The following is a 26,196-nucleotide window of genomic DNA, read 5'->3' as shown; positions in this document are numbered from 1 at the left end:
AGGGCGGCGCGGCGGCAACGATGCGCCAGCCTCCCTCGAAGGGCGTGCCGCGCAAGGTGGCGGCCGCGCCGGTGCCGCCGATGCGGACACGCCCGTCGCCTCCGCCCAGCGGTGCCGCAGCGTCCAGCCCGGCCCCGGCATAGAGCCGCGACGCGGCGATCCGCGCCCGGTCCTCCGCGGAGAGCGGCGCCAGCGGCCGGTAGCGCCAGTCCGGCCGCGAGGACAGGAACACGACGCCATAGGCATCGGTGACGGCGATGTGCTGCCCGGTCTCGGCCCAGGCCAGTTCCAGCGGGTGCAGGTCGATCTTGACCACGATGACCCCGCTCGTGCCATGCGCCAGGTCCTCGACCCGGGCGGAGATGAAATAGCCGGGCTCGCCGGTCGTCACGCCGATGGCATAGACCGCGCCGCTGCCGGTCGCGCGGGCCTCGGTGAAATAGGGGCGGAAGCTGTAATCATGCCCGACATAGCTGTCGGGTTCCGCCCAGTTGGACGAGGCCAGCGTCACCCCGCGCGCGTCCAGCAGGTAGAGCCGCCCCGACCCGGTCTGGGTGGCGATCTTTTCCAGATAGCGGTTTGCGGCGGCGATGGCTGCCGGGTCGCCGGGCCGGTCCAGCGCGGCATGGATGCGCATGTCCTCGCCGGCCACGCGCGGCAGGTAGCGGAACCGCCCGATCTCGGTCTGCAGCGCGCGGTGACTGGTCAGGAGCGTCTGTTCCAGCCCCTCGCGGATCTGCAGCAGCGCGACCTGCCAGGCCAGCGCCGCCGAGAAGAGCGTGCAGCCCAGCACCAGCACCAGGCGCAGGCGCCAGACGGCCGAAAGCTGCCGCAGGAGCCGCGCGCGCCGTTGCATCAGCCCGCGCCGGGGCAGGGCATGGCGGTGACGCCCACCGGCTGCCCCGGCGCCGCGCCCAGGTCGATGCAGCGCGCGGCGCAGAGCCGCCAGGCCGAGGGCGTCGCCCCCGAGGCGGCCAGGGAGAGCGCGGCGATGGCGGGCAGATCCGGGCTCCAGACCCACCAGCCCTCCTCGAAATGCCCGCCGGGGCCGGGCTCCATCCCCGCCCCGGATCCCTTCACCGCCGCCTCCGTCAGCTTCAGCCGGTGCTGCGGCGTCACCACCCAGGTTTCGCGCCAGGCCTGGCGTTCGACCGAATGGGTCCATTCCAGCGTGAAGCCGTTCCCGGCGGCCAGGGTCAGCATCGCGGCCCCGGCCATCAGGCAGGCGCTCATGCCGGAAGGCGGGCGCGGCGGCGCCAGATCAGCAGCCCGAAAAGCGCGGCCAGGGCAAAGCCGATCTCGTCGGTGACGGGCAGCGCCGCCACGAGGGTGAACCCCGCCGCCGCGGCGATGACGCGTTCCCACATGGCCAGCGGACGTCCCAGCCAGCCGATCACGCAGATGCCCCAGAGCGACAGCGCCAGCAGCGCCTTGACCACGATATAGGCCACCGCGGGCCAGTAGCCGATGGCCCCGGCCAGCGCCCCGCCATCCTGCAGCATCAGGGCCGGGGTATAGACGGCCATGAAGGGCACGACGAAGCCCGCCGCCGCGACCTTTATCGCCTCCATGCTGATCTTCAGCCCGCTTTCCCTGGCGATGGGCGCGGCGGCAAAGCAGGCCAGCGCCACCGGCGGCGTCAGGTCTGCGAGGATGCCGAAATAGAAGACGAACATGTGGCTGACGATCAGCGGCACGCCCAGATCGAGAAGCGCGGGACCGGCGATGGAGGAGGTGATGATGTAATTGGGGATGGTGGGGATCCCCATGCCCAGGATGATGCAGGTGATCATCGTCAGCACCAGCGACAGGAACAGGCTGCTCTGCCCGACCGAGACGATGAACTGCCCGAAGGTATTGGCCGCCCCGGTCAGGGTCATCACCCCGATGATGACGCCCACCAGCGCGCAGGCGATCCCCACGGGCAGCGCGGTGCGCGCGCCGTCGGCCAGGCTGTCGCGGCAGATCGCCAGCGTCGCGCGCCCGCCCCGGAACCCGGCGCAGATGGCGACCAGCACCGCCGTCGCCAGCAGCAGCGCGGTGATGCCGAACTTGAAGAAGGCCGCCGCCGCCAGCCCCAGCGCCAGCCAGAAGGCCAGGCGGATCGCGGTGGAGGGCAGCCCCATGGCGATCGCCGTGCCGAGGATCAGAAGCCCCGTCAGCGCCAGCCCGATCGTGCCCGCGAAAAGCGGCGTGTAGCCCGAGAACAGCAGCCAGACCAGCACCGCAAGCGGCAGGATCAGGTGCCAGCCTTCGCGCAGCGCGCGCCGCGCGGAGGGCAGTTCCTCGCGCGAGAGCCCGCGCAACCCGCGTTTCCCGGCCTCCAGATGCACCATCCAGAAGGCGCCGGCGAAATACAGCACGGCCGGGACCAGCGCCGCCTTGACCACCTCGACATAGGCGACGCCCAGCGTCTCGGCCATGATGAAGGCGACGGCGCCCATCACGGGGGGCATGATCTGCCCGCCCATCGACGAGGTCGCCTCCACCCCCCCGGCAAAGGCCGGGCGGTAGCCGAAGCGCTTCATCAGCGGGATGGTGAACTGCCCGGTGGTGACGACATTGGCCACGCCCGAGCCCGAGATCGTGCCCATCAGCCCCGAGGACAGGACCGAGACCTTGGCCGCGCCGCCGGTGCGATGCCCGACGAGGCCCAGCGAGACATCGGTGAACAGCTTGATCATCCCGGCCTTTTCCAGGAATGACCCGAACAGGATGAAGAGGAAGATGTAGGTGGCCGAGACATAGGTGGGGATGCCGTAGATGCCCTCGGTGCCATAGGCGATCTGCTCGACCACCTGCTCGAAGGCATAGCCGCGATGGTTCAGCGGCGCGGGCAGGTGCTGTCCGAACAGCGCATAGGACAGGAACAGCCCGCAGATGATCGGCAGGGCGGGGCCCATCAGCATCCATGCGGCGGCAAAGACGGCGACGATGGCCATGGTGCCGAAGACCAGGTCGGCCATGTTGGGATCGCCCGCGCGGAACAGGAGCGGGTTGTACTCGATCCACTGATAGGCGGCGACGGCCACGCCCGCGGCGGCCAGCGCCAGGCAGGCCGCGCGGCCCGCGGGCCCGAAGCCGCGCCCGATCGCCAGGAGCGGAAAGCCGAGCGCCATGAGAAAGCCCACATGGACCGCGCGCATCACCTGGCTGGGCAGGTCGATGACATGGGCGGCGATGGATATCTGGTAGGCGGAGAAGGCCACCGCCAGCCAGAACAGCGCCCGCCCCGCCGCGCCCGGCGGAAAGCCCGCCGCCAGCGGATCGTGCAATTCGGCCGTCTCGGCGGCCCGGCCGGTCTCGGCCGCGTGGGTTCCGGTCATGTCATCCTCCCTGATGGCCGCGGCCCGCGACGGGGCCGCAGCCGGACCCGGTTACAGCAGGCCCTGTTCCTTGTAGAACCGCTCCGCGCCCGGATGCAGCGGGATCGGCGAGTTCTTCACGGCATCCTCGATGTCGATGGCGCCGGCCGCGGCATGGGCCGCCTTGAGCTGGTCGAGATGATCGAACAGCAGCTTGGTCATCTGATAGGCCAGCTCGTCGGAGACATCCGCGCTGGTCACCAGGATGTTGGTGATCGCCAGGGTCGGGATCTCGGCATCCTGCCCCGGATAGGTCCCTGCCGGGATCGCCCCGGCGGCATAGGGCGCGCCCAGCGTGTCCGCCACCTCGGCGGGGACGGAGACATAGGTGACCTCCTGCGTGGAGGACAGATCCTTCAGCGCGGCGGAGCCCAGCCCCGAGCTTTGCAGCGTCGCGTCCAGCTGGCGGTTCTTCATCAGCTCGACGGATTCGGCGAAGGGCAGGTATTCGACCTTGCCCAGGTCGTCATAGGTCATCCCCAGCGCCTCGAGGATCTTGCGGGCATTGACCTCGGTGCCGGATTTCGCCGCGCCGACCGAGACGGACTTGCCCGCCAGGTCGGTGACGGTGGTCGCGCCGGAGGCGGCGGAGGCCGCGATCTGGATGTAGTTGGGATAGATCGCGGCGATGGCGCGCAGCTTGTCCAGCGGCTTGTCGAAGCCGACATCGGCATTGCCTTCATAGGCATCCTTGACCGAATCCCCCAGCGCGAAGCCGATCTCGCCGCGGCCCTGCTGCAGAAGGTTCAGGTTCTCGACCGAGGCCTTGGTCGACTGCACCTGGGTGCGCGCGTCGGGAATGTTCTTGCCGTAGATATCGGCCAGGGCGACGCCCAGCGGATAGTACACGCCCGATGTGCCGCCGGTCAGGACGTTGACGAATTCCGCGGCGGTGACGGCCGGCGCGGACAGCGAAAGACCCCCGGCGAGCAGAGCGCCGAGCCCGATGGTTCTGATCATGAATGTCCTCCCAAGACATGCGCGCAAGAGGCGCGCGGCGAGGCCATCCTTGATGAAGAGACCCCTTCCGCACAACCCCGCCGGGGCGGCAGGGGCGAAACTTTCCGCGCGGGGTTCCGCCCGGGCCGGGGCGGGATCCTGCCCGGCCCCCGGCGCCCTCAGGAGGCGGTGCGGCGCAGGACGCGCCCGGCGGCGGGGCTTTGCGGCGCGGCGCCCTCCTCCTCCAGGCGGCGCCACCGCTCCAGCAGCGGCTGGCCGGAATTGCGGCAATGCAGCTGCATCGCGGCGCGCGCGGCGGCGGCGTCTCCGGCGGCCAGCGCGTCGAGGATCGCCTGGTGCTCGGCGCGCGAGAAGCGCGCGATATCGGCCGGGCCCTGGCGGTTGTTCAGCCGTGTCCATTCGGGAAATTGCTGGCGCGCATGCCAGAATTCGCCGACCACCTGTGCGAATACGGCATTGCCCGTGGCCTGCGCCACGCAGAGGTGGAAATCGCGGTCGCAGGCCTCCACCTCGGCCAGGGTGGCGGTCTCGTCGCACATTCCCTCGATCGCCGCGCGCAGCCGCGCCGTCGCGGCGGGCGTCAGCGTGCCTGCCGCGATGGCGGCGATCTCGGGCTCGAAGGCAAAGCGCGCCTCGACCAGTTCGAAATAGCCGGGCAGCCCCGACAGGTCGGGCGCCTCGGGCGGCAGCACCGCCGCCACGAAGGCGCCCGCGCCATAGCGCGTGACGACCAGTCCCATCAGTTCCAGCGCGATCATCGCCTCGCGCACCGTCGTGCGGCTGACCCGCAGCTGGTCGACCAGGTCCTTGTCGGCGGGCATCTTCGTGCCCGCCGGGTAATCCCCCGCGCGGATGCGGGCCGCGAGGCTTTCGGCCACCAGCCGGTAGCGGGGTTTCTGGTCGATGGGGTCGAGCCGTGGGGATCCGGTCATCTGGCGGGCAGGTCGTCCTCGAGATAGAAGGCCACGTTCTCCTCGAAACCGGCATCCGCGGCAAGCCCCAGATCCAGCGCCTTGTCGGGACGGTAGTCGAAGCGCCATCCCTTGACGATCACCTCGATCTCGGGCTGGGGCTCCCAGCGGATCAGCTTCGCCGGTTCGGGCCCCGCGACCGCGGTCATGGCGTCGATCATCTGGCGGATCGACAGGCGCCGTCCGGGCAGGATCATGCAGCGCTGCGTGCCCAGGGCGGCGGCGTCCAGCTCGGCGCCGCGGATCAGGTTGCCGACGCAGCGCCGCGGGCTGAGATAGTAATGCTCGAAATCGGGATCGACCGGGCAGATGGCGCCCTGTCCGTTCAGCGGCTCCCGGATGATCGAGGACATGAAGGACGAGGCGGCGCGGTTCGGCGCGCCCGGGCGCACCGAGATGGTCGGCAGCCGGAAGCCCCGCCCGTCGATGAATCCCTTGCGCGAATAGTCGTTGACCAGCAATTCGCCGATCGCCTTCTGCGCGCCGTAGGAGCTTTGCGGATTGGGAATGGTCCAATCGGTGATCGGGTCGGGCACCTCGCCGCCGAACACCGCCAGCGACGAGGTGAAGACCACGACCGGGCAGGTGCCGAGCGCGCGGGCCCGGTCCAGCAGGTTGAGTGTGCCGAAGAGGTTGACCTGCATGCCGGTGTCGAATTCGGCCTCGGCATGAGCCGAGACGACGGCGGCGAGGTGGAAGATGACCTGCGTTTCGGCCGTCACCAGCGCGTCCATCTGGGCGCGGTCGGTGATGTCGGCGGCATGGCAGGTGACGGGGAAGGGGGCCTCCAGCGGCGCGGGCTGCGCCAGGTCGGCCAGGGCAAGCGAGGTGATCTTCTGCCCGCGCAGCGTGCCGGTCGCGGCAAGCTGGCTGGCGATCTTGCGGCCCAGGAAACCGCCGCCGCCGAGGATCAGGATATTCATGCGGGATACTCGTGTGGGAAAGGGGAAAAGGGCGGCGGCCGCGGGAGGAGCCGCGGCCGCCGGGGAGCCGGCCCGGCTCAGTCGTCGTCCAGGCCGATGCGGGAAAGGAAGGCCTTGTGGCTGTCCACCATCTGCGCGGTCTCGGGCGTCTTGGTCGCCCATTCGTCCCAGCGCCCGATCGCCGCCTCGCGGAAGGTGGCGCGGTCGGCATCGGACCAGTCATAGAAGGTGATGCCGCGCTCGGGCAGCTGGGCCAGCGCCTCGCCGTTCTCCACCAGCGTGCGCATCATCAGTTTCAGCGCCAGCGAGTCCATGGCCGAGACCAGGATCGCCTGCTGGCCGGGATCCAGCGCCTCCCAGCTGGCCGCGGAACAGGCCAGGTGGTCGGAGGACATCGAATGGAACCCCGGATAGGTCGTGTGCTTGGCGATGTCGTAGATGCCGTTGCCCAGGTTGTTGGCCAGGGTGGAGGCATCCGCTCCGTCGATGATCCCGGTTTCCAGCGAGGTGAAGATCTCGGTGAAATCCATCACCACCGGGCTGGCGCCGAGCGCGGCGAAGATCTCGGATTCCATGCCGGGCGGCGACCGGAACTTCCAGCCCTTGAGATCGTCGATCCCCGCCAGCGGCCGGGTCGAGCTCATCGATTCCTGTCCGCCCAGATAGGCGCCGACGAATTGCATTCCGTTGGCATTGTAGAGCTCGTTGATCGCCTCGCGCCCGCCGCCATACTGGATCCAGGCGAGGAATTGCAGCGGCGTGTCATAGCCGCCCATCACGTCCGCGACGAACTGGAAGGCCGGGTTCTTGCCCGCCTGGTAGCTGCCATTGGTCATGTCGCAATCGAGGATGCCGCTGGCGGCGGCGTCGAAGGTCTCGGCGGAGCCCACCACCGAGGAGCTGTAGAACATCTCGATCTCGAGGCTTCCCTGGGACATCGTCTCCACCTGGTCGACGAATTCCGCGACCAGCTGGCCCGAGACGGATTCCGGCGACTGGTGGGTCTGGATGCGCAGCAGAACGGGGTCGGCGGCAGCCGCCGCCGTCGTGGCAAGCAAAGCCGCCACGGCGAGTGAATATGTCATGCAAGTCCTCCCTGACTTGCAGGAAGGCTAGCGATTCTCCGGACCGATTGCCAGACAATTCGGCAATCAGGCGGAACCGGGCGGGCGGCGTTCCTCGTTGCGGCGCCGCAGCAGGGCGCGGAAATGGTCCACCCGGGGCCCCGGCGGTTCGGCCCGGCGCGTGAGGATGCCGAAGCCGGGAATGGCGGGCAGACCCTCGACATCCAGCCGCTCCAGCAGCCCGCCCTTGAGATGGTCGTCCACCACCGATTGCGACAAGAGCGCGACGGCCTCGGAGGATTGCAGCAGGTGCAGGATGGCGAAGATCGACACCGATTCCACCTGGTTGCGCGGCATCGGCAGCCCGGCTTCGTGGAAGGCGGCCTCCAGCACGGCGCGGGTCGGGTTGGTCGCGGGCTGCAGCACCCAGGGCAGACCCGCCAGCGCGCCCAGCCCGCCTGCCACCGGCCGCCCGGCCAGCCAGTGGCCCCGCCGCGCCACCAGCGCCAGCGGCTCCAGCGCCAGCGGTTCGAAATCGAAGATCGAGCGGTAGCGCGTCTCGCTGAACCGGCCGACCGCGATATCGACATCGCCGCGTTCCAGCATTTCCAGGATATGGTCGCTGGTCTCGCCCATCATGCGCACGGTCAGCAGCGGATAGAGCTGCTTGAGATCCGCCACCGCCCGCGCCACCAGGTCGGGCGCCGCCCCCATGATCGCGCCGATCACCAGCGTGCCCGCCCCGCCCAGCCGCCGGTCGCGGAATTCCTCCGAGAACCGGCCCAGATGCGCCAGCATGGAGGCGGCGAATTCGATGGCGAATTCGCCCAGCTCGGTCGGGGCCATGCCGCGCGGTTCGCGCCGGAACAGCGGCGCGTCCAGCTCCGCCTCCAGGTCGGCCAGCATCTTGGACATGGTCGATTGCGTCATGTTCAGCGCCCGCGCCGCGGCATGCATCGTGCCCTGTTCGGCCAGCGCCTGGATCAGCAGGAAATGCCGGAACTTCAGGTATCCCGCTAAGTCGCGCATCCTCTCCCCCTCGGCTGCGTTCGCAAATAACGATCAGACACAAGGTTATCTTCATTATTCAGGTATCGCAACGCGGTCTATCAGACGGACCGAGGAGACATGAGGGAGGATCCCAGATGGCCACGCCGATCATCCGGCAGGTGCGCGCCCATACCGTCACGGGCGGCGGCGCCGATTATCACGACCAGGACGACGGTCACTGGATCGACGACCGCATCGCCACGCCGATGGCGAAATATCCGGCCTATCGCGACAGCCGCCGCGATTTCGGGATCAACGTGCTGGGCACGCTGGTCGTCGAGATCGAGACCGATACCGGCGTCACCGGCTTTGCCGTCACGACCGGCGGCGAGCCCGCGGCCTTCATCGTCGAACGCCACCTGGCGCGGTTCCTCGAGGGCCGCAAGGTCACCGAGATCGAGGCGATCTGGGACCAGATGTTCAATGCCACGCTCTATTACGGGCGGCGCGGGCTGGTTCTGAACGCGATTTCCGGCGTGGACCTGGCGCTGTGGGACCTGCTGGGGCAGGTGCGGCAGGAACCGGTCCATGCCATGATCGGCGGCGCGGTGCGCGACGAACAGGTGTTCTACGCCACCGGCGCGCGGCCCGACCTGGCCAAGGGCATGGGGTTCATCGGCGGCAAGATGGCCTGGCGGCATATCGAGGCCGAGGGGGCGCAGGGCATCCGCGAGGAAATGGAGATCCTCGGGCGGATGCGCGACGCGACGGGTCCGGATTTCTGGCTGATGTATGACTGCTGGATGAGCATGAGTGTCGACTATGCCACCAGGGTCGCCCGGGCGGGACACGAGCTGGGCCTGAAATGGGTCGAGGAATGCCTGCCGCCCGATGATTTCTGGGGCTATGCCGAGCTGCGCCGCCGCGTGCCGCAGGGGATGCTGGTCACCACGGGCGAACACGAGGCGACGCGCTGGGGCTTCCGGATGCTGCTGGAGATGGGCTGCTGCGACTTCATCCAGCCCGATGTCGGCTGGTGCGGCGGGCTGACCGAATTGCTGAAGATCTCGGCCATCGCCGACAGCCACGGCAAGATGGTCGTGCCGCACGGTTCAAGCGTCTACAGCTATCACTTCGTCATGACGCGGCAGAACAGCCCCTTTGCCGAATTCCTGATGATGGCGCCCAAGGCCGACGAGGTCGTGCCGATGTTCTCGCCGATGCTGGAAAACGAGCCGGTCCCGCAGAACGGGCGGCTGCATATCTCGGCGCTGGACCGTCCCGGTTTCGGCGTCACGCTGGCGCCGGATCTGAAGCTGAACCGCCCCTATACGCATTGATCATTGCCGCCGCGCCCGGCCGGAGGAGGCCCGGCGCGGCGGTCCATACCGCAGGGAGGAACCTGACATGAAAACCGCGACCCTTTCGGGCCTCGCGCTGGCGACGGCGCTGCTTCTGGGCAGCACGGCGCTGGCCGATACCACGATCCGTTTTGCCCATCACCTGCCGACCACCTCGGAACAGCATGTCGCCGCCGAACGCTTTGCCGCGCTGGTGGAGGACCGTTCGGGCGGCAGCCTGCATGTGGAGGTCCTGCCCGCGGGCCAGATGGGCGGCCAGCGCGAGATCATCGAGTCGGTGCAGCTGGGCACGCTGGACATGGGCTATGGCGAAAGCGGGCTCTATGCCAATTACGTGCCGGCCTTCGGCATCCTGACGCTGCCCTATCTCTATGACAGCCCCGAGCACTGGCGCCGCGTCGTGCTGGGCGAAACCGGCACCGGGCTGGGCGCCGAGCTGGAATCCGCGACCGGGCTGGTCGTGATGAACTGGATCGAGGCGGGCTATCGCGACACCTACACGACCGACCGCGAGATCGCCGCGCCCGAGGATTTCAAGGGCATGAAGATCCGCGTGCCGGAAAGCCCGGTCTTCGTCGAGACCTTCGCCGCGCTCGGCGCCGAACCCACGCCGATCCCCTCGCCCGAGATCTACACCGCGATGCAGACCGGGGTCGTGGCGGCGATGGAGGGCACGCCCGAGGTGGGCTACATCCAGCGCATCTACGAGGTGGCGACGCATCTGAACAAGACGCGCCACATCTTCTTCGACGGCAGCTTCGTCACCAGCCGGATGTTCCTCGACAGCCTCGGCGACGAGGAGCAGGCCATCGTCCTGGAGGCCGCCGCCGAGGTCGCCGAACAGCAGCGCAACGAGCGCGCCGGGCGCGAGGAGGAGTGGTTCGCCAAGCTCGGAGCCGAGGGGCTCGAGATCCACGAGGTCGACCCGGCGCCCTTCCGCGAGGCGCTGGCGCCGCTGCAGGACAGTTTCGCGGCCAAGGCCGCGGCCGAGGACCTGCTGGCCGCGATCCGCGACGCCGGGGACGACTGAGCATGGCGCGCGGTGATGCCTTCCGCCGCGCCGCCGACCGGGCCATCGCCGTCCTGACGGCGGTGGTCGTGACGGTGTTCTCGGTGATGATGGCGCTGGTCTTCGTGCAGGTGATCGACCGGTTCGTCCCTGCCTTCGGCTGGTTCTGGACGGAGGAACTGGTGCGGATGCTGCTGATCTGGTCGGTGATGCTGGGCCTGCCGGTCGTGCTGTACCGGCACGAGGAAATCCTGGTGGAGATCCTGCCCCTGCCCGAGGGGCTGACCGTCTGGCGGCTGCGCCTGGCGGCGGCTCTGGGCGCGGTCTTCCTGGCGCTTCTGGCGTGGTCGGGGGTGGAATTCACCCAGCGCAGCGGCGCCTTCGCCTCGCCGACGCTGGGCATCGCGCGGGCCTGGCTCTATGCGCCGATCCCGCTTGGCGCCGCGCTCGGCATCGTCGCGCTGGCGATCCGGCCCAGGCTGGGCGAGGGGAGGACCCTGGCATGACCGTGCTGATGCTCTTCGTGCTGTTCACGCTGCTGCTGGTTCTGGGGGTGCCGGTGGCCTTTTCCATGGGGCTGTCGGCGGCGGTGATCCTGATCCTCGATGGCGGCGTTCCGCTCCTGGTGCTGCCGCAGCGGTTCTTCTCCTCGCTCGACAGTTTCCCGCTGATGGCGATCCCGCTGTTCATCCTGGCGGGCAACCTGATGAATGTCAGCGGCATCACCAACGCGATCGTGCGCTGCGCCAGTTCGCTGGTCGGCCATGTGCGCGGCGGGCTGGGGCAGGTCAACATCCTGACCTCGGTGATGTTCTCGGGCATCTCGGGCTCGGCGGCGGCGGATGTGGCGGCGGTGGGCTCGATGCTGCTGCCGGCCATGAAGAAGGAGGGCTACAAGCCCGAACATGCCGTGGTCATCACCGCCTCCTCGGCGATCCTGGGGCCGATCATCCCGCCCAGCCTCCTGATGGTGCTCTATGGCGCGATGACCGGCCTGTCGATCGGCACGCTCTTCCTGGCCGGGATCCTGCCGGGGCTGACCATCGCCGCCTTCCTGATGCTGTGGGTGTGGTGGAATGCCGACCGCATCGGCGGGCTGCGCCATCCGCGCGCGGGCGCGGCCGAGATCGGGCGGAGCTTCCTGCGGGCGCTGCCGGCGCTGGTCCTTCCGGTGCTGATCATCGGCGGCATCCAGTCGGGGATCTTCACCGCGACCGAGGCGGGGATCCTCGCCGTGGTCTATGCGCTGGTCTTCGGCGCGGTGACGGGGCAGCTGGATCTGAGGAACAGCATCCGCCTGACCCGCGACGCGGCGATCTCCACCTCGGCGATCCTGATCATCCTGGGCGGGGCGGCGCTTTTCGCGTGGATCATCGCGCGCGAGGGCTTTCCCGCGCAGCTGGCCCAGGCCTTGCAGGGGCTGACGGAAAACCGTCACCTGGCGCTGATGCTGATCATCGCGGCGCTGCTGGTGCTGGGGATGTTCGTGGAAACCATCTCGGCGCTGATCCTGGTGACGCCGATGCTGGCGCCCATCGCCGCGGTCTACGGGCTGGACCCGATCCATTTCGCGGTGGTGGTGGTCATCTCGGTCCTCCTGGGTTCGATCACCCCGCCGGTCGCCATCATCCTGATCCTCGCCTGCCGCATCGGCGAGGTTCCCTATGCCGCCACGCTGCGGCCCTTCATGCCCTATTTCGCGATCATCGTCGCGGGGCTTCTCGTCATCGCCTTCGTGCCCTCCGTGACCCTGTTCCTGCCGCGGGAACTGGGCGGATACGGCCAGTGACTTCCCGAAAGGAAACACCATGAACAGCATCGATCTGAAAGGCCGCCGCGCGGTCGTCACCGGGGGGGCGCAGGGCATCGGCTTTGCCGTGGCGCGCCGTTTCGTCGAAAGCGGCGCGAAAGTGTCGGTCTGGGACCGGGACGTCGAACTGGGCCGCGCCGCGGTGGCCGAGCTGGGCGCGAATGCCGAATTCCGCGAGATGGACCAGACCGACCTTGCCTCGGTGGAGGCCGCGGCGGCGGCAACCGAGGCCGGGATCGGCCCGGTCGACATCCTGGTGGCCAATGCCGGGATCGCGGGGGCCAATGCCACGCTGGCCGATTACGACCCCGCGGAATTCCAGCGCGTCATCCAGATCAACCTGGTCGGCGTCTTCCATCTGAACCGCACGCTGGTGCGCGGCATGATCGACCGCGGCTATGGCCGCATCGTCAATGTCGCCTCGATCGCGGCGAAGGAAGGCAATCCCAATGCCTCCGCCTATTCGGCCTCGAAGGCGGGGGTGATCGCGCTGACCAAGTCGCTGGGCAAGGAGACCGCCGGCAAGGACATCGCGGTGAACTGCATCACGCCCGCCGCCGCGCGCACCCGCATCTTCGACCAGATGACCCAGGAGCATATCGACTACATGCTCTCGAAGATCCCGCGCGGGCGGTTCCTGGAGGTGGCCGAGGCCGCCAACATGGTGGCCTGGCTGGCCAGCGCCGAGAATTCCTTCACCACCGGCGCGGTCTTCGACCTTTCCGGCGGCCGCGCGACCTACTGAACAGACCAAGAGACGGAGAGACAGGATGAAGCTCCTGCGTGTGGGCGCCCCGGGCGCCGAGAAACCCGCGATCCTCGATGCCGGGGGCCGCGCCCGCGACCTGTCGGGCGTGGTCGACGACATCGCCGGCGCCGCGCTGACGCCCGAGGGCCTGGCACGGATCGCCGCGGTGGATCCCGCCAGCCTGCCGGAGCTGCCCGCCGGGCGCATCGGTCCCTGCGTGGGGCAGGTGGGCAAGTTCCTCTGCATCGGCCTGAACTATGCCGATCATGCCGCCGAAAGCGGGCTGGCCGTGCCGGAGGAGCCGGTGATGTTCGCCAAGGCGACCTCGGCCATCTGCGGCCCCGATGACGAGGTGAAGATCCCCCGCGGCGCCACCAAGACCGACTGGGAGGTGGAGCTGGGCGTGGTGATCGGCAAGCCCGGTGCCTATATCCCCGAAGAGGAGGCAATGGCGCATGTCGCGGGCTATTGCGTGGTCAACGACATTTCCGAACGCGCCTTCCAGATCGAGCGCGGCGGCCAGTGGACCAAGGGCAAGAGCGCCGACACGTTCGGGCCGATCGGCCCCTGGCTGGTGACGGCGGACGAGGTGCCGGATCCGCAGGCGCTGTCGATGTGGCTGGAGGTGGACGGCCGCCGCTATCAGGACGGATCGACCGCGACGATGGTCTTCGGCGTGCGCCACCTGGTGCATTACGTCAGCCAGTTCATGTCGCTGCATCCCGGCGACATCATCACCACCGGCACGCCCCCCGGCGTCGGCATGGGCCAGTCGCCGCAGGTCTGGCTGCAGGGCGGCGAGGTGATGCGGCTGGGGATCGAGGGGCTGGGCATCCAGACCCAGAAGGTCGGCCACGCCTGAACGGCGGGGCGCGCAGGAAAGGACAGGGGGCGGCACCGGAAGGCGCCGCCCCCTTTTTCCTGCGGGACAGCAGGATGGCCCGCGGCGGGAGAACCGGCGGGCCGGGGTCTCAGACGACCGGGGTCTTCACCGGCTCCCCGGCCAGGTGGGCGCGCAGATTGGCCAGCATCAGCTCGGCCATGATCTTGCGCGTGCGCCAGGTCGCGCTGCCGGTATGGGGGGTCAGCACGGTATTGGGCAGAGACAGCAGGCCGGGCAGGGGGCGGGGTTCGTCCTCGAACACGTCGAGCCCGGCCCCGGCGATGCGGCCCGTCTGCAGCGCCTCGACCAGGGCCGCCTCGTCGACCAGCGCGCCGCGCGCGACATTGACCAGGTGCCCCCGCGGTCCCAGCGCCTCCAGCACGGAGGCATCGACCAGGTGGCGGCTTTCGGCCGTGGCCGGGGCGATGACGATCAGCCAGTCGACCTCGCGCGCCATCTCGTGCAGATCGCCGTAATAGCGGTAGGGCACGCCTTCCTGCTGCCTGCGGCCGTGATAGGCGATCTCCATGCGGAACACCTCCAGCCGCCGGGCGATCTCCTTGCCGATGCGGCCGAGCCCGAGGATGCCCGCGCGTTTCCCGGTCAGCTCGCCGGTGAAGGGATACGGACCCGCCGCCCAGCGGCCGTCGCGCACGAACCGGTCCGAGGCGGGGATCTCGCGCGCCAGCGCCAGCATCAGCCCCAGCGTCAGTTCCGCCACGCAGTCATTCAGCACGTCGGGCGTGTTGGTCACCCGCACCCCCTGCGCCTGCGCGGCGGCGGTGTCGATGCCGTCATAGCCCACCCCGAAGGAGGAGATCAGCTCCAGCTTCGGCAGGGCGCGGATGGTGGCGGCATCGGGGCCGTCATGGCCGCTGGTGGAGATATAGCGCAGATGCGGCGCCAGCTGCGCGATCAGCGCCGCGCGGTCCGGTGCTTCCCAGTAGCGGTGCAGGCGGAAATCGCGTTCCAGCTCCGCCGGGATGTCGGGATGCTGGGGCGGGCCCATCAGCAGGATGTCGGGTTTGGTCATGTCGCCTCGTTGCGGTTGCGGGCCCCGCGCAGGAGCCTGAGGATCAGGGGCACCGTCCAGACGGCGATGGCCGCGATGCCCAGCCCGGCCGCGATGGGCCGCTCGAAGAAGGACAGCAGATTGCCGTCGGCCTTGATCATGGAGGTCACGAAATTCTCCTCCAGCATCGGTCCGAGGACCAGCCCGAGGATGGCCGGGGCCAGCGGGATGTTGTTCTCCTCCAGCACGAAGCCGATCACGCCGAAGGCCAGCATGATGAGGATCCCCGCCACCGAGTTGTTGATCGCGAAGGCGCCGGTGATGCAGAAGACCAGGATGATCGGCATCAGGATCCGCTGGGGCACCGCCAGCAGCGTTCCGGCCGTGCGGATCGCCAGCCAGCCCAGCGGCAGCATCATCAGGTTGGCGATGAGGAAGACGATGAAGACCGCGTAGATCATCTGCGGGTTGGTCAGGAAGATCGTCGGGCCGGGGTTCAGCCCCTTCACGTAGAGCACGCCGATGACGATGGCGGTGATCGAGTCGCCGGGGATGCCGAAGACCAGCGCGGGGATCCAGGCCCCCGAGATCGCGCCATTGTTCGACGACCCGGCCTCCACCAGCCCCTCGACATGGCCGGTGCCGAATTTCTCGGGTGTCTTCGAGAATTTCTTGGACACCGCATAGCTGATCCAGGCGGCGATATCGGCCCCCGCCCCGGGAAGCGCGCCGATGGCCGTGCCCAGCATGGAGCCGCGCAGCGCCTGGGCGGGATAGCGGCGCAGGTTGCCCAGCTGCACGCGCAGGATGCTGCCCCTGACCGGCGGGGTGCGGCTCACGCCGCCGGGGCGGACGTAATAGCGCAGCACCTCGGAGAGGGCGAAGAGCCCGATCATCGCCGGAACCAGCTGGATGCCGGCCAGAAGCTCGATCGAGCCGAAGGTCATGCGCGCCTCGCCCGCGGGGTTGTTCTGTCCCACCAGCGCGGCCGCCAGGCCGATGAACAGCGACACCAGCCCCAGCACGGGCGGGCCTGGCGAAACGAAGACCGCACAGCTGAGCCCCAGCAGGACCAGCCAGAAATACTCGAAGGAGGAGAATTTCAGCGCGATCTCGGCCAGCTGCGGGGCGGCGAGGCTCAGCACGATCGTGCCCGCGATGCCGCCGAGCACCGAGAAGAACAGGCAGGCGCCAAGCGCCTCGGCCCCGCGCCCCGAGCGGGTCATGCGATAGGCGTCCTCGACATAGGCGGCGGAGGCGGGTGTGCCGGGCATGCGCAGCAGCCCCCCCGCGATATCGCCCGCGAAGATCGCCATGCCGGTCGCCGTGACGATGGCGGCGATGGCCGGGAGCGGATCCATGAAGAAGGTGAGCGGCACCAGCAGCGCGGTGGCCATGGTCGCGGTCAGGCCGGGAATGGCGCCGACGAACATGCCGAACGCTGCGGCGAGGAAGATGACCAGCAGCACCTGCGGCTGCATCACCAGCGAAAGCGCGTCGAAATAGACGGACATGGCGGTTCCTCAGAACAGGCCGGAGAGGACGCCGCGCGGCAGCGGCACCAGCAGAAGGCGGCCGAAAATCTGCTGGACCAGCGCCGTGGCCAGCGCCGCCAGGAGCAGCATCCGCAGCACGGGCGTGCGCTGCAGCGCCATCAGGGCGCAGAGCAGCGCGAAGATCACCGGCACGAAGCCGAGCCACCCCGACAGCAGGCAATAGGCCAGCACCGCGGCGGGCACGGCGGCCAGTCCGGCCAGCGCGCGCGGCTCGCGCATCCAGTCCGGCGCGCTCAGCCGCGGCACCAGGTCCCGGGCGGCGCCCGCCTGCAGCAGCAGCGCCCCCGCGACGCAGATGCCGAAGGCCCCGACCGCGCGGGGCATCGTGTCCGATCCGTAGCTCTGGCCGGGCAGGGGCGAATACTGCCAGGAGCCGATGAACACCGCCCCGCCCAGACCCGCCATCACCAGCCCCAGAAGCATGGGGTTCGCTCTCATGTCATATCCTCCGCCGGAGGGCGCGGACGGGGCCGGTTGCCGCCGCCCGCGCCGCCTCTCAGTCGTCCCCGGCCAGGCCCGCGGCCTTCATGACCTTGCCGAAATCGGCATCGGAGGCGGCGATGAACGCATCCGCCTCGGCGCCCGGCACCCAGATCGTGCCCAGCCCGCGGCCGGTCATGAACTCCTGGTATTCGGGGCTGTCATAGGCGGCCTTCACGGCCTCGGTCAGGCGCGCCTTGACGTCCTCGGGCAGGCCCTTGGGGGCGAAGATCCCGCGCCAGACCGACATCGTCCAGTCGCTGTCCACGGCCTCCTTCAGGGTCGGCACGTCGGGGAAGGCGTCCTGGCGCTCGGCGGACATGCTTGCCAGCGCGCGGATCCGCCCGGCATCGAGCATCGCCGTGCCCTCGGCCAGCGAGGAGGGGACCATGTCGACGCCGCCTGCGACCATGTCGGTGATCCCCGAGGCGGACCCCTGGCTGGGCACCCAGGTGATCTGCGTCGGTTCCAGCCCCTCGGCCAGCATCCATCCCGCCAGCGCGATGTGCCAGATGCCGCCCTGCGCGGTGCCCGAGGCCTTGTAGGTGCCCGCCGGATCCGCCTTGACCGCGTCAAGCAGCGCCTGCGCGCTGTCGAAGGGCGAATCCTCGGCCACCATCAGCCCGGCCGGGTCCTGGTTGACCAGCGCGAGGATGTCGTAATCCTGGTAGGTCAGGTCGGTCAGCCCCTGCCAGTGCAGCATGGCGATTTCCACCGTGGCCAGGCCCAGCGTATAGCCGTCGGGCTTGGCATTGGCGATGGCGGCATGACCGACCACGCCCGAGCCGCCGGTGCGGTTCACGACATTCACCGGCACGCCCAAGTCTTCCTGCATCACCGATGCCATGATTCGCGCGACCGCATCTGTGCCGCCGCCGGCGCCCCACGGCACGATCATCTGCACCGGCCGTTCGGGGTAGTCGGCGGCGGAAGCGGCCGAAAGGGGAAGCGCGGCCAGCACGGCAGCGGCAAGGAAGTTGCGTGGGGTCATGAATGGTCCTCCGGTTTCGCGCCCCGGCGGAACGGCTCCTCTCCGTCCCGGCCGGGCATGGGGCCAGCAGATCACGCCGCGTTGCCCCTGTCGCGGATAACCGTTCGCCCGGCGATGAAATCCTCGGGCCGGGCAATTCCGTTTCGCGAACGCAGCATGGCATGTCGCGCCGCATGCGGGCGCTTCGGTCCGACAATTCGGAAATGACCTTGCGTCTGTTGTTACTTTCTGTATGGTACCTATCATACAACTTGAGGGGGCGCGCCGGAGGGGGGCGCCCTGCACAATCGAAGGGAGGAGATGCGTGTTGCGCAATCCCGGATGGCTGTCGCCCCTGCTTCGCCAGGCGGGGACGATTCTCGTGACGCTGCTTGGTCTGCTCGTCCTGACCTTCGTGATCGGCCGGCTGATGCCCGTCGATCCGGTCCGGGCGATCGTGGGCGAGGAGGCGACGCGGGAAGTCTATGAGCATGTCTATCAGCAGCTGGGCCTCGACCGGCCGCTGTGGCAGCAGTTCCTGATGTATCTGCGCGATGTCGCGAGCCTGGATTTCGGCACCTCGCTGCGCACCGGGCAGCCGGTCCTGCAGGACATCCTGCATGTCCTGCCCGCGACGATCGAGCTGGCCACCTTCGCCATCGTCATCGGCGCCGGTCTGGGCATTCCGCTGGGGGTGATCGCGGCCGTCAAGAAGGACCGCTGGCAGGATCACGCGATCCGCGTCTTCAGCCTGACCGGCCATTCGATGCCGATCTTCTGGACCGGGATGATCGGGCTGCTGGTCTTCTATGCCGCGCTCGGCTGGGTCGGCGGTGCCGGGCGGATGGACCAGTTCTATATCGGGCTGGTGCCGGACGTGACCGGGTTCCTCCTGATTGACAGCGCGCTGGCCGGGGAATGGGACGTGTTCCGCAGCGCGGTCAACCACCTGATCCTGCCCGCCTCGCTTCTGGGCTATTCCTCCTCGGCCTATATCTGCCGGATGACGCGCAGCTTCATGCTGGACCAGATCGGCCAGGAATACGTCACCACCGCGCGGGTCAAGGGCCTGTCGGAACGGCGCACGATCTGGGGCCATGCCTTCGGCAATATCCGCGTGCAGCTGGTCACCATCGTGGCGCTGGCCTATGGCGCGCTGCTCGAAGGCGCCGTGCTGATCGAGACGGTCTTCGCCTGGCCCGGCTTCGGGCAGTACCTGACCTCGGTGCTGCGCATGGGCGACATGAATGCGCTGATGACCTGCGTGCTGCTGGTCGGCGTCATCTTCATCGCGCTCAACCTGATCTCCGACCTGCTCTACCGCGTATTCGACCCGAGGACACGATGACCATGATCCCGACCGAAACCGGCCACGCCCCCGCCCGGCCGCGCCTGCCGCGGGCGCTGGTCCCGCTGGCCAATATCCTGGGCTTCCTGTGGCGCAGCCCGACCTCGGCCTTCGGGCTGATCGTGCTGGGCCTGCTGATCGCCATGGCGCTGCTCGGCCCGGTGCTGGCCCCCTACGATCCCTATGCGCAGGACCTGCAGGCGACGCTTCAGGCGCCCTCGGCGGCGCATTGGTTCGGCACCGACGAGCTGGGCCGCGACATCCTCTCGCGCCTGCTTTTCGGGGCGGCGATCACGCTGCGGATCATCTTCCTGGTGACCATCGTGGTCGGCCCGATCGGCATGGCCGTGGGCACGGTCGCGGGGTATTTCGGCGGGCGCGTGGACACGGTGCTGATGCGGGTGACGGACATCTTCCTGTCCTTCCCTTCGCTGATCCTGTCGCTGGCCTTCGTCGCCGCGCTGGGGCCGAGCCTGAACAACGCGATCATCGCCATCTCGCTGACCGCCTGGCCGCCGATCGCGCGGCTGGCGCGGGCCGAGACGCTGACCTTCCGCAAGGCCGACTACATCTCGGCGGCGCGGCTGCAGGGGGCGTCGCCCGCGCGGATCATCTGGAAATCCATCGTGCCGATGTGCCTGCCCTCGGTGGTGATCCGCCTGACGCTGAACATGGCGACGGTGATCCTGACCGCGGCCGGCCTCGGCTTTCTCGGCCTGGGCGCGCAGCCGCCGATGCCCGAATGGGGCGCGATGATCGCCACCGGGCGGCGCTACATGATCGACAGCTGGTGGCTGGTGACCTTCCCCGGCATCGCCATCCTTCTGGTCAGCCTGGCCTTCAACCTTCTGGGCGACGGGCTGCGCGACGCGCTGGATCCCAAGCAGATGAACCGGAGATGAGCATGACGACGCCGATCCTCGAGGTCGAGGACCTCACGATCCGCTATCGCGGCGCGCCCCAGCCCGCGGTGCAGGGGGCCAGTTTCACCCTGGGCCGCGAAAGGCTGGGCATCGTCGGCGAAAGCGGGTCCGGAAAATCGACGGTGGGCCGCGCGCTGATGCGGCTGCTGCCGACCGCCGAGATCGGGGCCGCGCGGATGCAGTTCGGCCGGACCGACCTGCTGACGGCCTCGGAACGCCAGATGCGGGCGCTGCGCGGCAACCGCATGTCGATGATCCTGCAGGACCCGAAATTCTCGCTGAACCCGATCCGCCGCTGCGGCGAGCAGATCGCCGAAGCCTGCCTGGCGCATGAGCGGATGTCGAAACGCGCGGCGAAGGACCGGGCGCTGGCGATGCTGGAGGCGGTGCAGATCCGCGATCCGCAGCTGGTCTATGACCGCTATCCCCACCAGGTCTCGGGCGGGATGGGCCAGCGCATCATGATCGCCATGATGCTGCTGGCGGGGCCCGAACTGGTGATCGCCGACGAGCCGACCTCGGCGCTGGACGTGACCGTCCGGCTGGAGGTGCTGAAGATCCTCGACGGGCTGGTGCGCGAGAAGGGCATCGGGCTGATCATGATCAGCCACGACCTGAACCTGGTGCGCAATTTCTGCGACCGCGTCCTGATCATGTATGCCGGGCGCGTGGTGGAAACGCTGGACGCCGCCGAGCTGGACAATGCGCGCCATCCCTATACCCGCGGCCTGCTGGCCGCGCAGCCGCGCATCGGCGGATCGCGCGACCCGCTGCCGGTGCTGGAACGGCGCCCGGAATGGACACGGCCGATGGAGGGCACGGCATGACCACCCCGCTTGCAATCGAGAACCTGTCGATGCGCTTCGGCGCGGTGACGGTGCTGCCCGATGTCTCCTTCGAGGTCGCGCCCGGGGAATGTTTCGGGCTGGTGGGCGAGAGCGGCTCGGGCAAGTCCACGATCCTGCTCTGCGTCTCCATGCTCCTGTCGGGATGGGAGGGCCGCATCGCCATCGGCGGGCGCGCGGTGCGCGACATGTCGCTGATGGAACGCTGCCGCAGCCTGCAGATGGTGTTCCAGGACCCCTACGGATCGCTGCATCCGCGCCAGTCGGTGCGCGCGGCCCTGTCCGAACCCGTCCGCATCCACAGGCTGGGCGATGTCGATGCCCGGCTGGAACAGGTGATGACCGACGTCGGCCTGCCGGTCAGCTTCCTCGACCGCTATCCGCACCAGCTTTCCGGCGGGCAGCGCCAGCGCGTGGCCATCGCCCGCGCGCTGATCCTGGAGCCGTCGATCCTGCTGCTGGACGAACCGACCTCGGCGCTGGACGTGTCGGTGCAGGCCGAGATCCTGAACCTGCTGCAGCGGCTGCGGGCCGAGAAGGGCTTCACCTGCCTGATGGTCAGCCATGACCTGGCGGTGGTGGATTACATGTGCGACCGGTTCGCGGTGATGCAGCATGGCGAGATCACCGAGATCCTGCCGCGCAGCGCCATCCTGCCAAATGCCGCGACGCATCCCTATGCGCGGCAGCTGATCGACGCCTCCATCGCCTATGAGAACGCCATGTGACGCGGCCCCGCCCGCCGGAACCGCCCTTGCGCCGCGCAGCCCCCTGCGCGGCGTTTTCCGTTGCGCATCCGCCCGGGTCCCGCGCGCCGCGCGGCGGCTTCATTCCCCCTGGCGGCAATCCGATCTTGCCCCGGCGGCGCGGCCCGGTGCTGCGGAGGTTCCGCGGGCCGGGGATCCCGACGAATGTGGCCTGGCTGGACCGGCCTGTCTGCTGCGGGATCGGGCGGGGCCGATGCTGCTGCCGCGCGGGATCCCGACGGGGCCGCCGGGCATTTCCGCGGAAGCCCTCGGCCTGCGCCTGATGGGTGGGGGGCCGCCTGCCGCAAGCAAAAGACGCGGCCCCCGCAAGGGGACCGCGCCATCGGGGAGGAAACGGATCAGGGGGTCACTCGCCCTTGGTGACGCCCTCGAAACGGGTGATCCAGGGATCGATCATCAGCCCGTGGACATCCGACTGGAAGGCGGCGGTGACGACGCGTTCCGAGAAGGGCTGGATCGCGGGGACCACTTCCTCCAGCCGGGTCTGGATGCTTTCATACATCCCGGTCTGCTTGTCGGCATCCGGCTCGATCAGCGCCGCCTCGATCATCTGGTTCAGCTCGGCATCGTAGAAGCTGGTGCGCCAGCCCTGGTAGTTGGTCAGCCCCGCCTCCTGCGAGTTGTCGGGGTTGTAGACCAGCGCGCGCAGGTTGCTGTCGGGATGGGGCTGCTGACCGCCGCCGCCGCGCCCGACCAGCAGTTCGAAGTCGCGGTTGCGCATCGCCCCGTAGATCTGGTTGCCGTCGCCGGTGATGATCTCGGCGCGGATCCCCGCCTGGGCCAGCGTGCCCTGGATGGCGGTGGCGCTGTCGAGGAATTCCTGCGTGTTGATCACCCGGATGGAGGTGTCGAACCCGTCGGGATAGCCCGCCTCGGCCAGCAGCGCCTTCGCCTTCTCGACATCCAGCGCATAGCCCGGATCGGGCAGGGCGCCGAAGGCCTTGGAGTTGATCAGCCGCTGCCGCTCCACCCCGAAATAGGGCATGATCGCGGCATTGATCCCCTTGTAGTCGATGAGATAGCGCAGCGCCTCGCGCACTTCGGGCTTGGCGTATTTCTCGTCCGCGGCAGAGGCTGCCAGATAGTAGAACCCGGCGCTGGTCTCGGTCTCGACGGTGATGTCGTCATCGGCCTCGAGCGCCTTGAGATCCGAGGCCGCCAACGACAGCCCGACATCCAGATCGCCCTGTTCCAGGCCGAGCCGCTGCGACTGGCTTTCGGGCAGGTGGCGCATCAGCACCCGCCGCATCGCCGGTTCCTCGCCCCAGAATTCGTCATTCCGGGTCATCAGGACGTATTCGTTGGACCGCCATTGCTGCAACGTGAAGGCGCCCGAGCCGGCCGAGTTGTTCAGCAGCCATGCCTGGCCCATGTCGCCGTCTTCCTCATGCTCCATCACCAGCTTGGAATCCAGCACGGAGCCGATCCCCGCCTGGGTGATGTACATCAGGATCATCTTGGGATCGCCCGGTTCGGGCAGGTTCAGCACGAAGGTCAGATCGTCCTCGGCCACGAACATCTGGTCGGCGGTCTCGTCGGAATAGCCGCGGCTTTTCAGCCCCGAAGCCTGGGCGAGGTTCAGCGACAGCGTGCGCTTGAAGCTCCAGACCACGTCCTGGGCCGTCAGCGGGTTGCCCGAGGCGAAGGTCATGTCCGGGCGCAGGTGGAACGTCACCGACATGTTGTCGGGCGCGATCTCCCAGCTTTCGGCCAGCCGCGGCTGAAGCGTGCGGCCTTCCTCGTCGAATTGCAGCAATGCGTCATAGACGTTGTTGAGGATCTGCACCGCCTCGCCGCCGGTGATCGCGGCGGGGTCCATCGTCAGCACGTTGTTCATGTTGAACGCGACGATCAGCTGATCCTTGGGCGTCTCGGCCGCGGCCGATCCCGCCACAAGTGCCGCCAGCGCCACCGATGCCATGAAATGTTTCATTCCGTCCTCCCCCTCGGGTTGGGCGCGCGCTCCTCAACGCACGCGGTTGTTCTCGATATGGTCGAAGTCGATATCCTCGCCCAGGCCGGGCCGGTCGGGGACATGGACGAAGCCTTCCGCATCCATAGGATCGGACAGCTGGTGCAGGTAGTCGAAGCCGTCATCATATTCCAGGAACGGGTGCAGCAGCCCGCGTTCGTACCAGCGGCAGTTCTTCGAGGCCGCCACGACATGCAGGTTCATCGCCGTGTTGCCATGGACCTCGCATTCCATGCCGAAGCTTTCGGCCAGGCGCATGGTCTTGATCGCCGGGGTGATGCCGCCGACATCGTTGACCCCGGTGCGCAGGATGTCGCAGGCGCCCGAGGCGACCCATTCGGCGCGGCCCCAGTGTTTGCCCGCCGCGCTTTCCGGGCCGATCACCGGGATGTCCAGCTGGTCGGACATCCACTTGTAGGAGGACATGGACTGTTCATCCATCGGCTCCTCGATCCAGTCGAAGTCCAGCTTCTCCAATCCGCGGCCGAGCGCCAGCGCGTCGGTGCGCGAATACCAGTGGAAGGCATCGATCATCAGGCGGATGCCGGGGCCCACCGCCTCGCGCACGGCGGCGCAGGCCTTGAGGTCCATCTTCACGTCCGGCGCCCAGCTGACCGGGGGCATCCAGGTGTGCAGCTTGATCCCCTTGTAGCCGCGGGCGACCAGCGTCTCGGCGAAGCGGCCGTAATCCTCGGGCGTGGCCAGCCCGCCCTCGATCTCGTCGCCGCACATGATCGAGCCATAGGCCAGCACCTTGTCGCGATAGGCGCCGATCAGCTTGTGCACGGGCTGGTTCAGCGTCCGTCCGGCCAGGTCCCACAGGGCGCAATCGACCACGGCCAGCGTCCGGTCGGTCAGCTGCGCCGCCGATCCGCGCTGCCAGTGGGCAAGGTCGTGCCACAGCCTTTCGCGGTCGCGGTGATCCTGCCCGATCAGCACCTTCCTGACGAATTTCTCGATGACATGGGGGCGCACGATCTCGGGGGCGGTGAAGGAATGGCCTTCATGTCCGTCCTCGGTGCGGATTGTCAGGATCGCCTGCTGGACCTGGTGGGGCGGGCCGGGATGGGCATGGCCGGCCGTATCCGAATGCCGCCGTGTCGTGTGGTTGAACACCCGCACCTGCACGTCATTGATGATCACCGTCGCTCCTCCGCTTTGTCCCGGCTGTGGTCTTGTCTTGCCAGACTGGCTAGCTGCCCTGTCTATTTCTGTCAATATCTATCATACAGGTTATGCAGGCACAGGCCCTGCGCGATCGATTCCAACACTGTGGATCGGCCGCGGGAACCGGGCTATACGAGGAAACCGGCAGGTTTTCAGACAGGTTGAGCCAGAACAAGGAACAGGTCGATGTCCACAAGGCAGATTTCCCCGCTCGTCTCGCGGATCATCACCGATCTGAAGGACAGGATATCCACCGGAGAATGCGTCGCCGGTGCCCGGCTGCCCAGCGAGGCGGCGCTGACCGCGACCTATTCGGTCAGCCGCACCGTCGTGCGCGAGGCCATTGCCGTGCTGCGCGCCGAGGGGCTGGTGGAGGCCCGCAAGGGATCAGGGGTTTTCGTGCTCGATCGCCCCGAACAGGGCCGCATCCCCTTCGCCGATCTCGATATCGACAGGATCTCCAGCGCGATCGAGCTTCTGGAGCTGCGCAGCGCGGTCGAGATCCGCTCTGCCGGGCTGGCCGCGGCGCGGCGTTCGGCGCTGCAGCTGGAGAAGCTGATCGAAGGCCATCGCTTGCTGGTCGGGCGGGTGGCGCGCGGGGAGCCGACGCGCGAGGCGGATTTCGAATTCCACTATCTCATCGCCGAATCGACGCAGAATCAGCGCTTCGCTGAATTCCTGTCGGTGATCCGCCAGGGGATCGTGCCGCGCACCGTGCTGGGCAGCTCGGCGGCCGACCCGGTGCTGAAGGCACCGAACCCGCATCTGGTGGAAGAACATGAACGGATCCTCGATGCCATTGTCGAGGGCGATCCTGCCGCGGCAGAGCAGGGAATGCAGATCCACCTGGAGAACAGCCTGGGGCGCTACCGCGCCTTCCTGCGCGGCGCCGGGGCCTGATCGCGCGCCATCCTATCATACATGTTGACGGCATTGATCTTATAAGTCATCCTGACCCGGACGATGCCGGACCATGACCCGTGCCCGCCCGGCGTGGCGCGGGGCTGGGGTCCGAAACCATGACAGGAGGCTCCGAGATGCCTGATAGATCCGTTTTCACCCCTCACGGGAA

At 68.4% G+C, this 26,196-nt stretch carries 25 protein-coding genes; 11 read left to right on the top strand and 14 right to left on the bottom strand.

Annotated features, from left to right (window positions below; all coding sequences use genetic code 11):
* The 8 genes from ICN82_RS17365 to ICN82_RS17330 all read right to left on the bottom strand — a co-directional run.
* A partial coding sequence (locus tag ICN82_RS17365) for a cache domain-containing protein (RefSeq protein ID WP_407943771.1) occupies nucleotides 1-856 on the bottom strand: 856 nt, incomplete at its 3' end.
* Nucleotides 856-1,233, bottom strand: a complete 378-nt coding sequence (locus tag ICN82_RS17360) for a DUF1850 domain-containing protein (RefSeq protein WP_193185325.1) — start codon at nucleotides 1,231-1,233, stop codon at nucleotides 856-858. The genes ICN82_RS17360 and ICN82_RS17365, both read right to left, overlap by 1 nt.
* The gene (locus ICN82_RS17355; RefSeq protein WP_193185322.1) at nucleotides 1,230-3,326 is read right to left on the bottom strand and encodes a TRAP transporter permease; all 2,097 of its coding nucleotides are present in this window, start codon (nucleotides 3,324-3,326) and stop codon (nucleotides 1,230-1,232) included. The genes ICN82_RS17360 and ICN82_RS17355 overlap by 4 nt, the downstream gene beginning before the upstream one ends.
* Nucleotides 3,327-3,377: 51 nt before the next feature.
* Nucleotides 3,378-4,325, bottom strand: a complete 948-nt coding sequence (locus tag ICN82_RS17350) for a TAXI family TRAP transporter solute-binding subunit (protein ID WP_193185319.1) — start codon at nucleotides 4,323-4,325, stop codon at nucleotides 3,378-3,380.
* Nucleotides 4,326-4,483: 158 nt separating this feature from the next.
* Complete coding sequence (locus ICN82_RS17345; RefSeq protein ID WP_193185316.1) at nucleotides 4,484-5,257, bottom strand: FadR/GntR family transcriptional regulator; 774 nt, start codon at nucleotides 5,255-5,257, stop codon at nucleotides 4,484-4,486.
* Entirely contained in the window at nucleotides 5,254-6,219 is a 966-nt protein-coding gene (gene denD / locus ICN82_RS17340) for a D-erythronate dehydrogenase (protein WP_193185314.1), read from the bottom strand. Before denD ends, ICN82_RS17345 begins: the two co-directional genes overlap by 4 nt.
* A 77-nt stretch (nucleotides 6,220-6,296) precedes the next feature.
* Nucleotides 6,297-7,304, bottom strand: a complete 1,008-nt coding sequence (locus ICN82_RS17335) for a TRAP transporter substrate-binding protein (RefSeq protein ID WP_193185311.1) — start codon at nucleotides 7,302-7,304, stop codon at nucleotides 6,297-6,299.
* Between the two features lie 66 nt (nucleotides 7,305-7,370).
* On the bottom strand, nucleotides 7,371-8,312 hold the full coding sequence (locus ICN82_RS17330) for a LysR family transcriptional regulator (protein WP_193185308.1): 942 nt from the start codon (nucleotides 8,310-8,312) through the stop codon (nucleotides 7,371-7,373).
* A gap of 116 nt (nucleotides 8,313-8,428) precedes the next feature.
* On the opposite strand from ICN82_RS17330, the gene rhmD reads away from it, so the two are divergent.
* The 6 genes from rhmD to ICN82_RS17300 all read left to right on the top strand — a co-directional run bounded on the left by rhmD (nucleotide 8,429) and on the right by ICN82_RS17300 (nucleotide 14,063).
* On the top strand, nucleotides 8,429-9,613 hold the full coding sequence (gene rhmD / locus ICN82_RS17325) for an L-rhamnonate dehydratase (RefSeq protein WP_193185305.1): 1,185 nt from the start codon (nucleotides 8,429-8,431) through the stop codon (nucleotides 9,611-9,613).
* Between the two features lie 67 nt (nucleotides 9,614-9,680).
* Nucleotides 9,681-10,664, top strand: a complete 984-nt coding sequence (locus ICN82_RS17320; protein WP_193185303.1) for a TRAP transporter substrate-binding protein — start codon at nucleotides 9,681-9,683, stop codon at nucleotides 10,662-10,664.
* A 2-nt stretch (nucleotides 10,665-10,666) separates the two neighbouring features.
* Entirely contained in the window at nucleotides 10,667-11,149 is a 483-nt protein-coding gene (locus tag ICN82_RS17315) for a TRAP transporter small permease (protein ID WP_193185300.1), read from the top strand.
* Nucleotides 11,146-12,432 carry a TRAP transporter large permease gene (locus tag ICN82_RS17310; RefSeq protein WP_193185297.1) on the top strand — a complete coding sequence of 429 codons (1,287 nt, stop codon included), beginning with the start codon at nucleotides 11,146-11,148 and terminating at the stop codon, nucleotides 12,430-12,432. The genes ICN82_RS17315 and ICN82_RS17310 overlap by 4 nt, the downstream gene beginning before the upstream one ends.
* 19 nt (nucleotides 12,433-12,451) lie before the next feature.
* A complete protein-coding gene (locus ICN82_RS17305) occupies nucleotides 12,452-13,198 on the top strand; it encodes an SDR family NAD(P)-dependent oxidoreductase (RefSeq protein WP_193185294.1) in 747 nt (248 codons plus the stop codon).
* 25 nt (nucleotides 13,199-13,223) lie between these two features.
* Nucleotides 13,224-14,063, top strand: a complete 840-nt coding sequence (locus ICN82_RS17300; RefSeq protein ID WP_193185291.1) for a fumarylacetoacetate hydrolase family protein — start codon at nucleotides 13,224-13,226, stop codon at nucleotides 14,061-14,063.
* A 109-nt stretch (nucleotides 14,064-14,172) separates the two neighbouring features.
* Here the strand turns inward: ICN82_RS17300 and ICN82_RS17295 are convergent, their stop codons facing one another.
* The 4 genes from ICN82_RS17295 to ICN82_RS17280 are packed head-to-tail and all read right to left on the bottom strand — an operon-like array spanning nucleotide 14,173 to nucleotide 18,123.
* Nucleotides 14,173-15,117, bottom strand: coding sequence for a 2-hydroxyacid dehydrogenase (locus tag ICN82_RS17295; protein ID WP_193185290.1), 945 nt, complete (start codon nucleotides 15,115-15,117; stop codon nucleotides 14,173-14,175).
* On the bottom strand, nucleotides 15,114-16,610 hold the full coding sequence (locus ICN82_RS17290; protein WP_193185287.1) for a tripartite tricarboxylate transporter permease: 1,497 nt from the start codon (nucleotides 16,608-16,610) through the stop codon (nucleotides 15,114-15,116). The genes ICN82_RS17295 and ICN82_RS17290 overlap by 4 nt, the downstream gene beginning before the upstream one ends.
* A gap of 9 nt (nucleotides 16,611-16,619) precedes the next feature.
* Nucleotides 16,620-17,090 (bottom strand): tripartite tricarboxylate transporter TctB family protein, encoded by a 471-nt coding sequence (locus ICN82_RS17285; RefSeq protein ID WP_193185285.1) that lies wholly within the window; start codon nucleotides 17,088-17,090, stop codon nucleotides 16,620-16,622.
* Between the two features lie 58 nt (nucleotides 17,091-17,148).
* Entirely contained in the window at nucleotides 17,149-18,123 is a 975-nt protein-coding gene (locus tag ICN82_RS17280; protein ID WP_193185283.1) for a tripartite tricarboxylate transporter substrate binding protein, read from the bottom strand.
* 307 nt (nucleotides 18,124-18,430) lie between these two features.
* On the opposite strand from ICN82_RS17280, the gene ICN82_RS17275 reads away from it, so the two are divergent.
* From ICN82_RS17275 to ICN82_RS17260, 4 genes are read left to right on the top strand one after another with little or no spacing between them, the layout of a single operon-like run.
* The gene (locus ICN82_RS17275) at nucleotides 18,431-19,450 is read left to right on the top strand and encodes an ABC transporter permease (protein WP_226898571.1); all 1,020 of its coding nucleotides are present in this window, start codon (nucleotides 18,431-18,433) and stop codon (nucleotides 19,448-19,450) included.
* Nucleotides 19,451-19,452: 2 nt separating this feature from the next.
* Complete coding sequence (gene nikC / locus ICN82_RS17270) at nucleotides 19,453-20,352, top strand: nickel transporter permease (protein WP_193185278.1); 900 nt, start codon at nucleotides 19,453-19,455, stop codon at nucleotides 20,350-20,352.
* A 2-nt stretch (nucleotides 20,353-20,354) separates the two neighbouring features.
* Nucleotides 20,355-21,200 (top strand): ABC transporter ATP-binding protein, encoded by an 846-nt coding sequence (locus ICN82_RS17265; RefSeq protein ID WP_193185266.1) that lies wholly within the window; start codon nucleotides 20,355-20,357, stop codon nucleotides 21,198-21,200.
* Nucleotides 21,197-21,946 (top strand): ABC transporter ATP-binding protein, encoded by a 750-nt coding sequence (locus tag ICN82_RS17260; protein ID WP_193185263.1) that lies wholly within the window; start codon nucleotides 21,197-21,199, stop codon nucleotides 21,944-21,946. Before ICN82_RS17265 ends, ICN82_RS17260 begins: the two co-directional genes overlap by 4 nt.
* 385 nt (nucleotides 21,947-22,331) lie before the next feature.
* Here ICN82_RS17260 and ICN82_RS17255 read toward each other — a convergent pair whose 3' ends face one another.
* Together ICN82_RS17255 and ICN82_RS17250 are read right to left on the bottom strand one after the other, a co-directional pair.
* Nucleotides 22,332-23,918: an ABC transporter substrate-binding protein gene (locus ICN82_RS17255; protein WP_193185260.1), complete on the bottom strand. Its 1,587-nt coding sequence runs from the start codon at nucleotides 23,916-23,918 to the stop codon at nucleotides 22,332-22,334.
* A gap of 33 nt (nucleotides 23,919-23,951) precedes the next feature.
* Complete coding sequence (locus tag ICN82_RS17250) at nucleotides 23,952-25,100, bottom strand: mandelate racemase family protein (RefSeq protein ID WP_193185257.1); 1,149 nt, start codon at nucleotides 25,098-25,100, stop codon at nucleotides 23,952-23,954.
* A 210-nt stretch (nucleotides 25,101-25,310) separates the two neighbouring features.
* Here ICN82_RS17250 and ICN82_RS17245 point away from each other — a divergent pair, with 210 nt between their 5' ends.
* Nucleotides 25,311-26,024, top strand: a complete 714-nt coding sequence (locus ICN82_RS17245; RefSeq protein ID WP_193185255.1) for a FadR/GntR family transcriptional regulator — start codon at nucleotides 25,311-25,313, stop codon at nucleotides 26,022-26,024.
* Nucleotides 26,025-26,196 lie beyond the last annotated feature (172 nt).

The organism is Mangrovicoccus algicola (genome assembly GCF_014903745.1).
GTDB classification, from domain to species: Bacteria; Pseudomonadota; Alphaproteobacteria; order Rhodobacterales; family Rhodobacteraceae; genus Mangrovicoccus; species Mangrovicoccus algicola.
Note: the sequence above shows the minus strand (reverse complement) of the source record. Positions and strands in the feature narration are given on the sequence as shown.

Bases quoted from the DNA above. Each gene is read 5' to 3' on its own strand.
- ICN82_RS17360 (WP_193185325.1), bottom strand. From the start codon at position 1,233: ATGAGCGCCTGCCTGATGGCCGGGGCCGCGATGCTGACCCTGGCCGCC.
- ICN82_RS17355 (WP_193185322.1), bottom strand. From the start codon at position 3,326: ATGACCGGAACCCACGCGGCCGAGACCGGCCGGGCCGCCGAGACGGCC.
- ICN82_RS17350 (WP_193185319.1), bottom strand. From the start codon at position 4,325: ATGATCAGAACCATCGGGCTCGGCGCTCTGCTCGCCGGGGGTCTTTCG.
- ICN82_RS17345 (WP_193185316.1), bottom strand. From the start codon at position 5,257: ATGACCGGATCCCCACGGCTCGACCCCATCGACCAGAAACCCCGCTAC.
- denD (WP_193185314.1), bottom strand. From the start codon at position 6,219: ATGAATATCCTGATCCTCGGCGGCGGCGGTTTCCTGGGCCGCAAGATC.
- ICN82_RS17335 (WP_193185311.1), bottom strand. From the start codon at position 7,304: ATGACATATTCACTCGCCGTGGCGGCTTTGCTTGCCACGACGGCGGCG.
- ICN82_RS17330 (WP_193185308.1), bottom strand. From the start codon at position 8,312: ATGCGCGACTTAGCGGGATACCTGAAGTTCCGGCATTTCCTGCTGATC.
- rhmD (WP_193185305.1), top strand. From the start codon at position 8,429: ATGGCCACGCCGATCATCCGGCAGGTGCGCGCCCATACCGTCACGGGC.
- ICN82_RS17320 (WP_193185303.1), top strand. From the start codon at position 9,681: ATGAAAACCGCGACCCTTTCGGGCCTCGCGCTGGCGACGGCGCTGCTT.
- ICN82_RS17315 (WP_193185300.1), top strand. From the start codon at position 10,667: ATGGCGCGCGGTGATGCCTTCCGCCGCGCCGCCGACCGGGCCATCGCC.
- ICN82_RS17310 (WP_193185297.1), top strand. From the start codon at position 11,146: ATGACCGTGCTGATGCTCTTCGTGCTGTTCACGCTGCTGCTGGTTCTG.
- ICN82_RS17305 (WP_193185294.1), top strand. From the start codon at position 12,452: ATGAACAGCATCGATCTGAAAGGCCGCCGCGCGGTCGTCACCGGGGGG.
- ICN82_RS17300 (WP_193185291.1), top strand. From the start codon at position 13,224: ATGAAGCTCCTGCGTGTGGGCGCCCCGGGCGCCGAGAAACCCGCGATC.
- ICN82_RS17295 (WP_193185290.1), bottom strand. From the start codon at position 15,117: ATGACCAAACCCGACATCCTGCTGATGGGCCCGCCCCAGCATCCCGAC.
- ICN82_RS17290 (WP_193185287.1), bottom strand. From the start codon at position 16,610: ATGTCCGTCTATTTCGACGCGCTTTCGCTGGTGATGCAGCCGCAGGTG.
- ICN82_RS17285 (WP_193185285.1), bottom strand. From the start codon at position 17,090: ATGAGAGCGAACCCCATGCTTCTGGGGCTGGTGATGGCGGGTCTGGGC.
- ICN82_RS17280 (WP_193185283.1), bottom strand. From the start codon at position 18,123: ATGACCCCACGCAACTTCCTTGCCGCTGCCGTGCTGGCCGCGCTTCCC.
- nikC (WP_193185278.1), top strand. From the start codon at position 19,453: ATGATCCCGACCGAAACCGGCCACGCCCCCGCCCGGCCGCGCCTGCCG.
- ICN82_RS17265 (WP_193185266.1), top strand. From the start codon at position 20,355: ATGACGACGCCGATCCTCGAGGTCGAGGACCTCACGATCCGCTATCGC.
- ICN82_RS17260 (WP_193185263.1), top strand. From the start codon at position 21,197: ATGACCACCCCGCTTGCAATCGAGAACCTGTCGATGCGCTTCGGCGCG.
- ICN82_RS17255 (WP_193185260.1), bottom strand. From the start codon at position 23,918: ATGAAACATTTCATGGCATCGGTGGCGCTGGCGGCACTTGTGGCGGGA.
- ICN82_RS17245 (WP_193185255.1), top strand. From the start codon at position 25,311: ATGTCCACAAGGCAGATTTCCCCGCTCGTCTCGCGGATCATCACCGAT.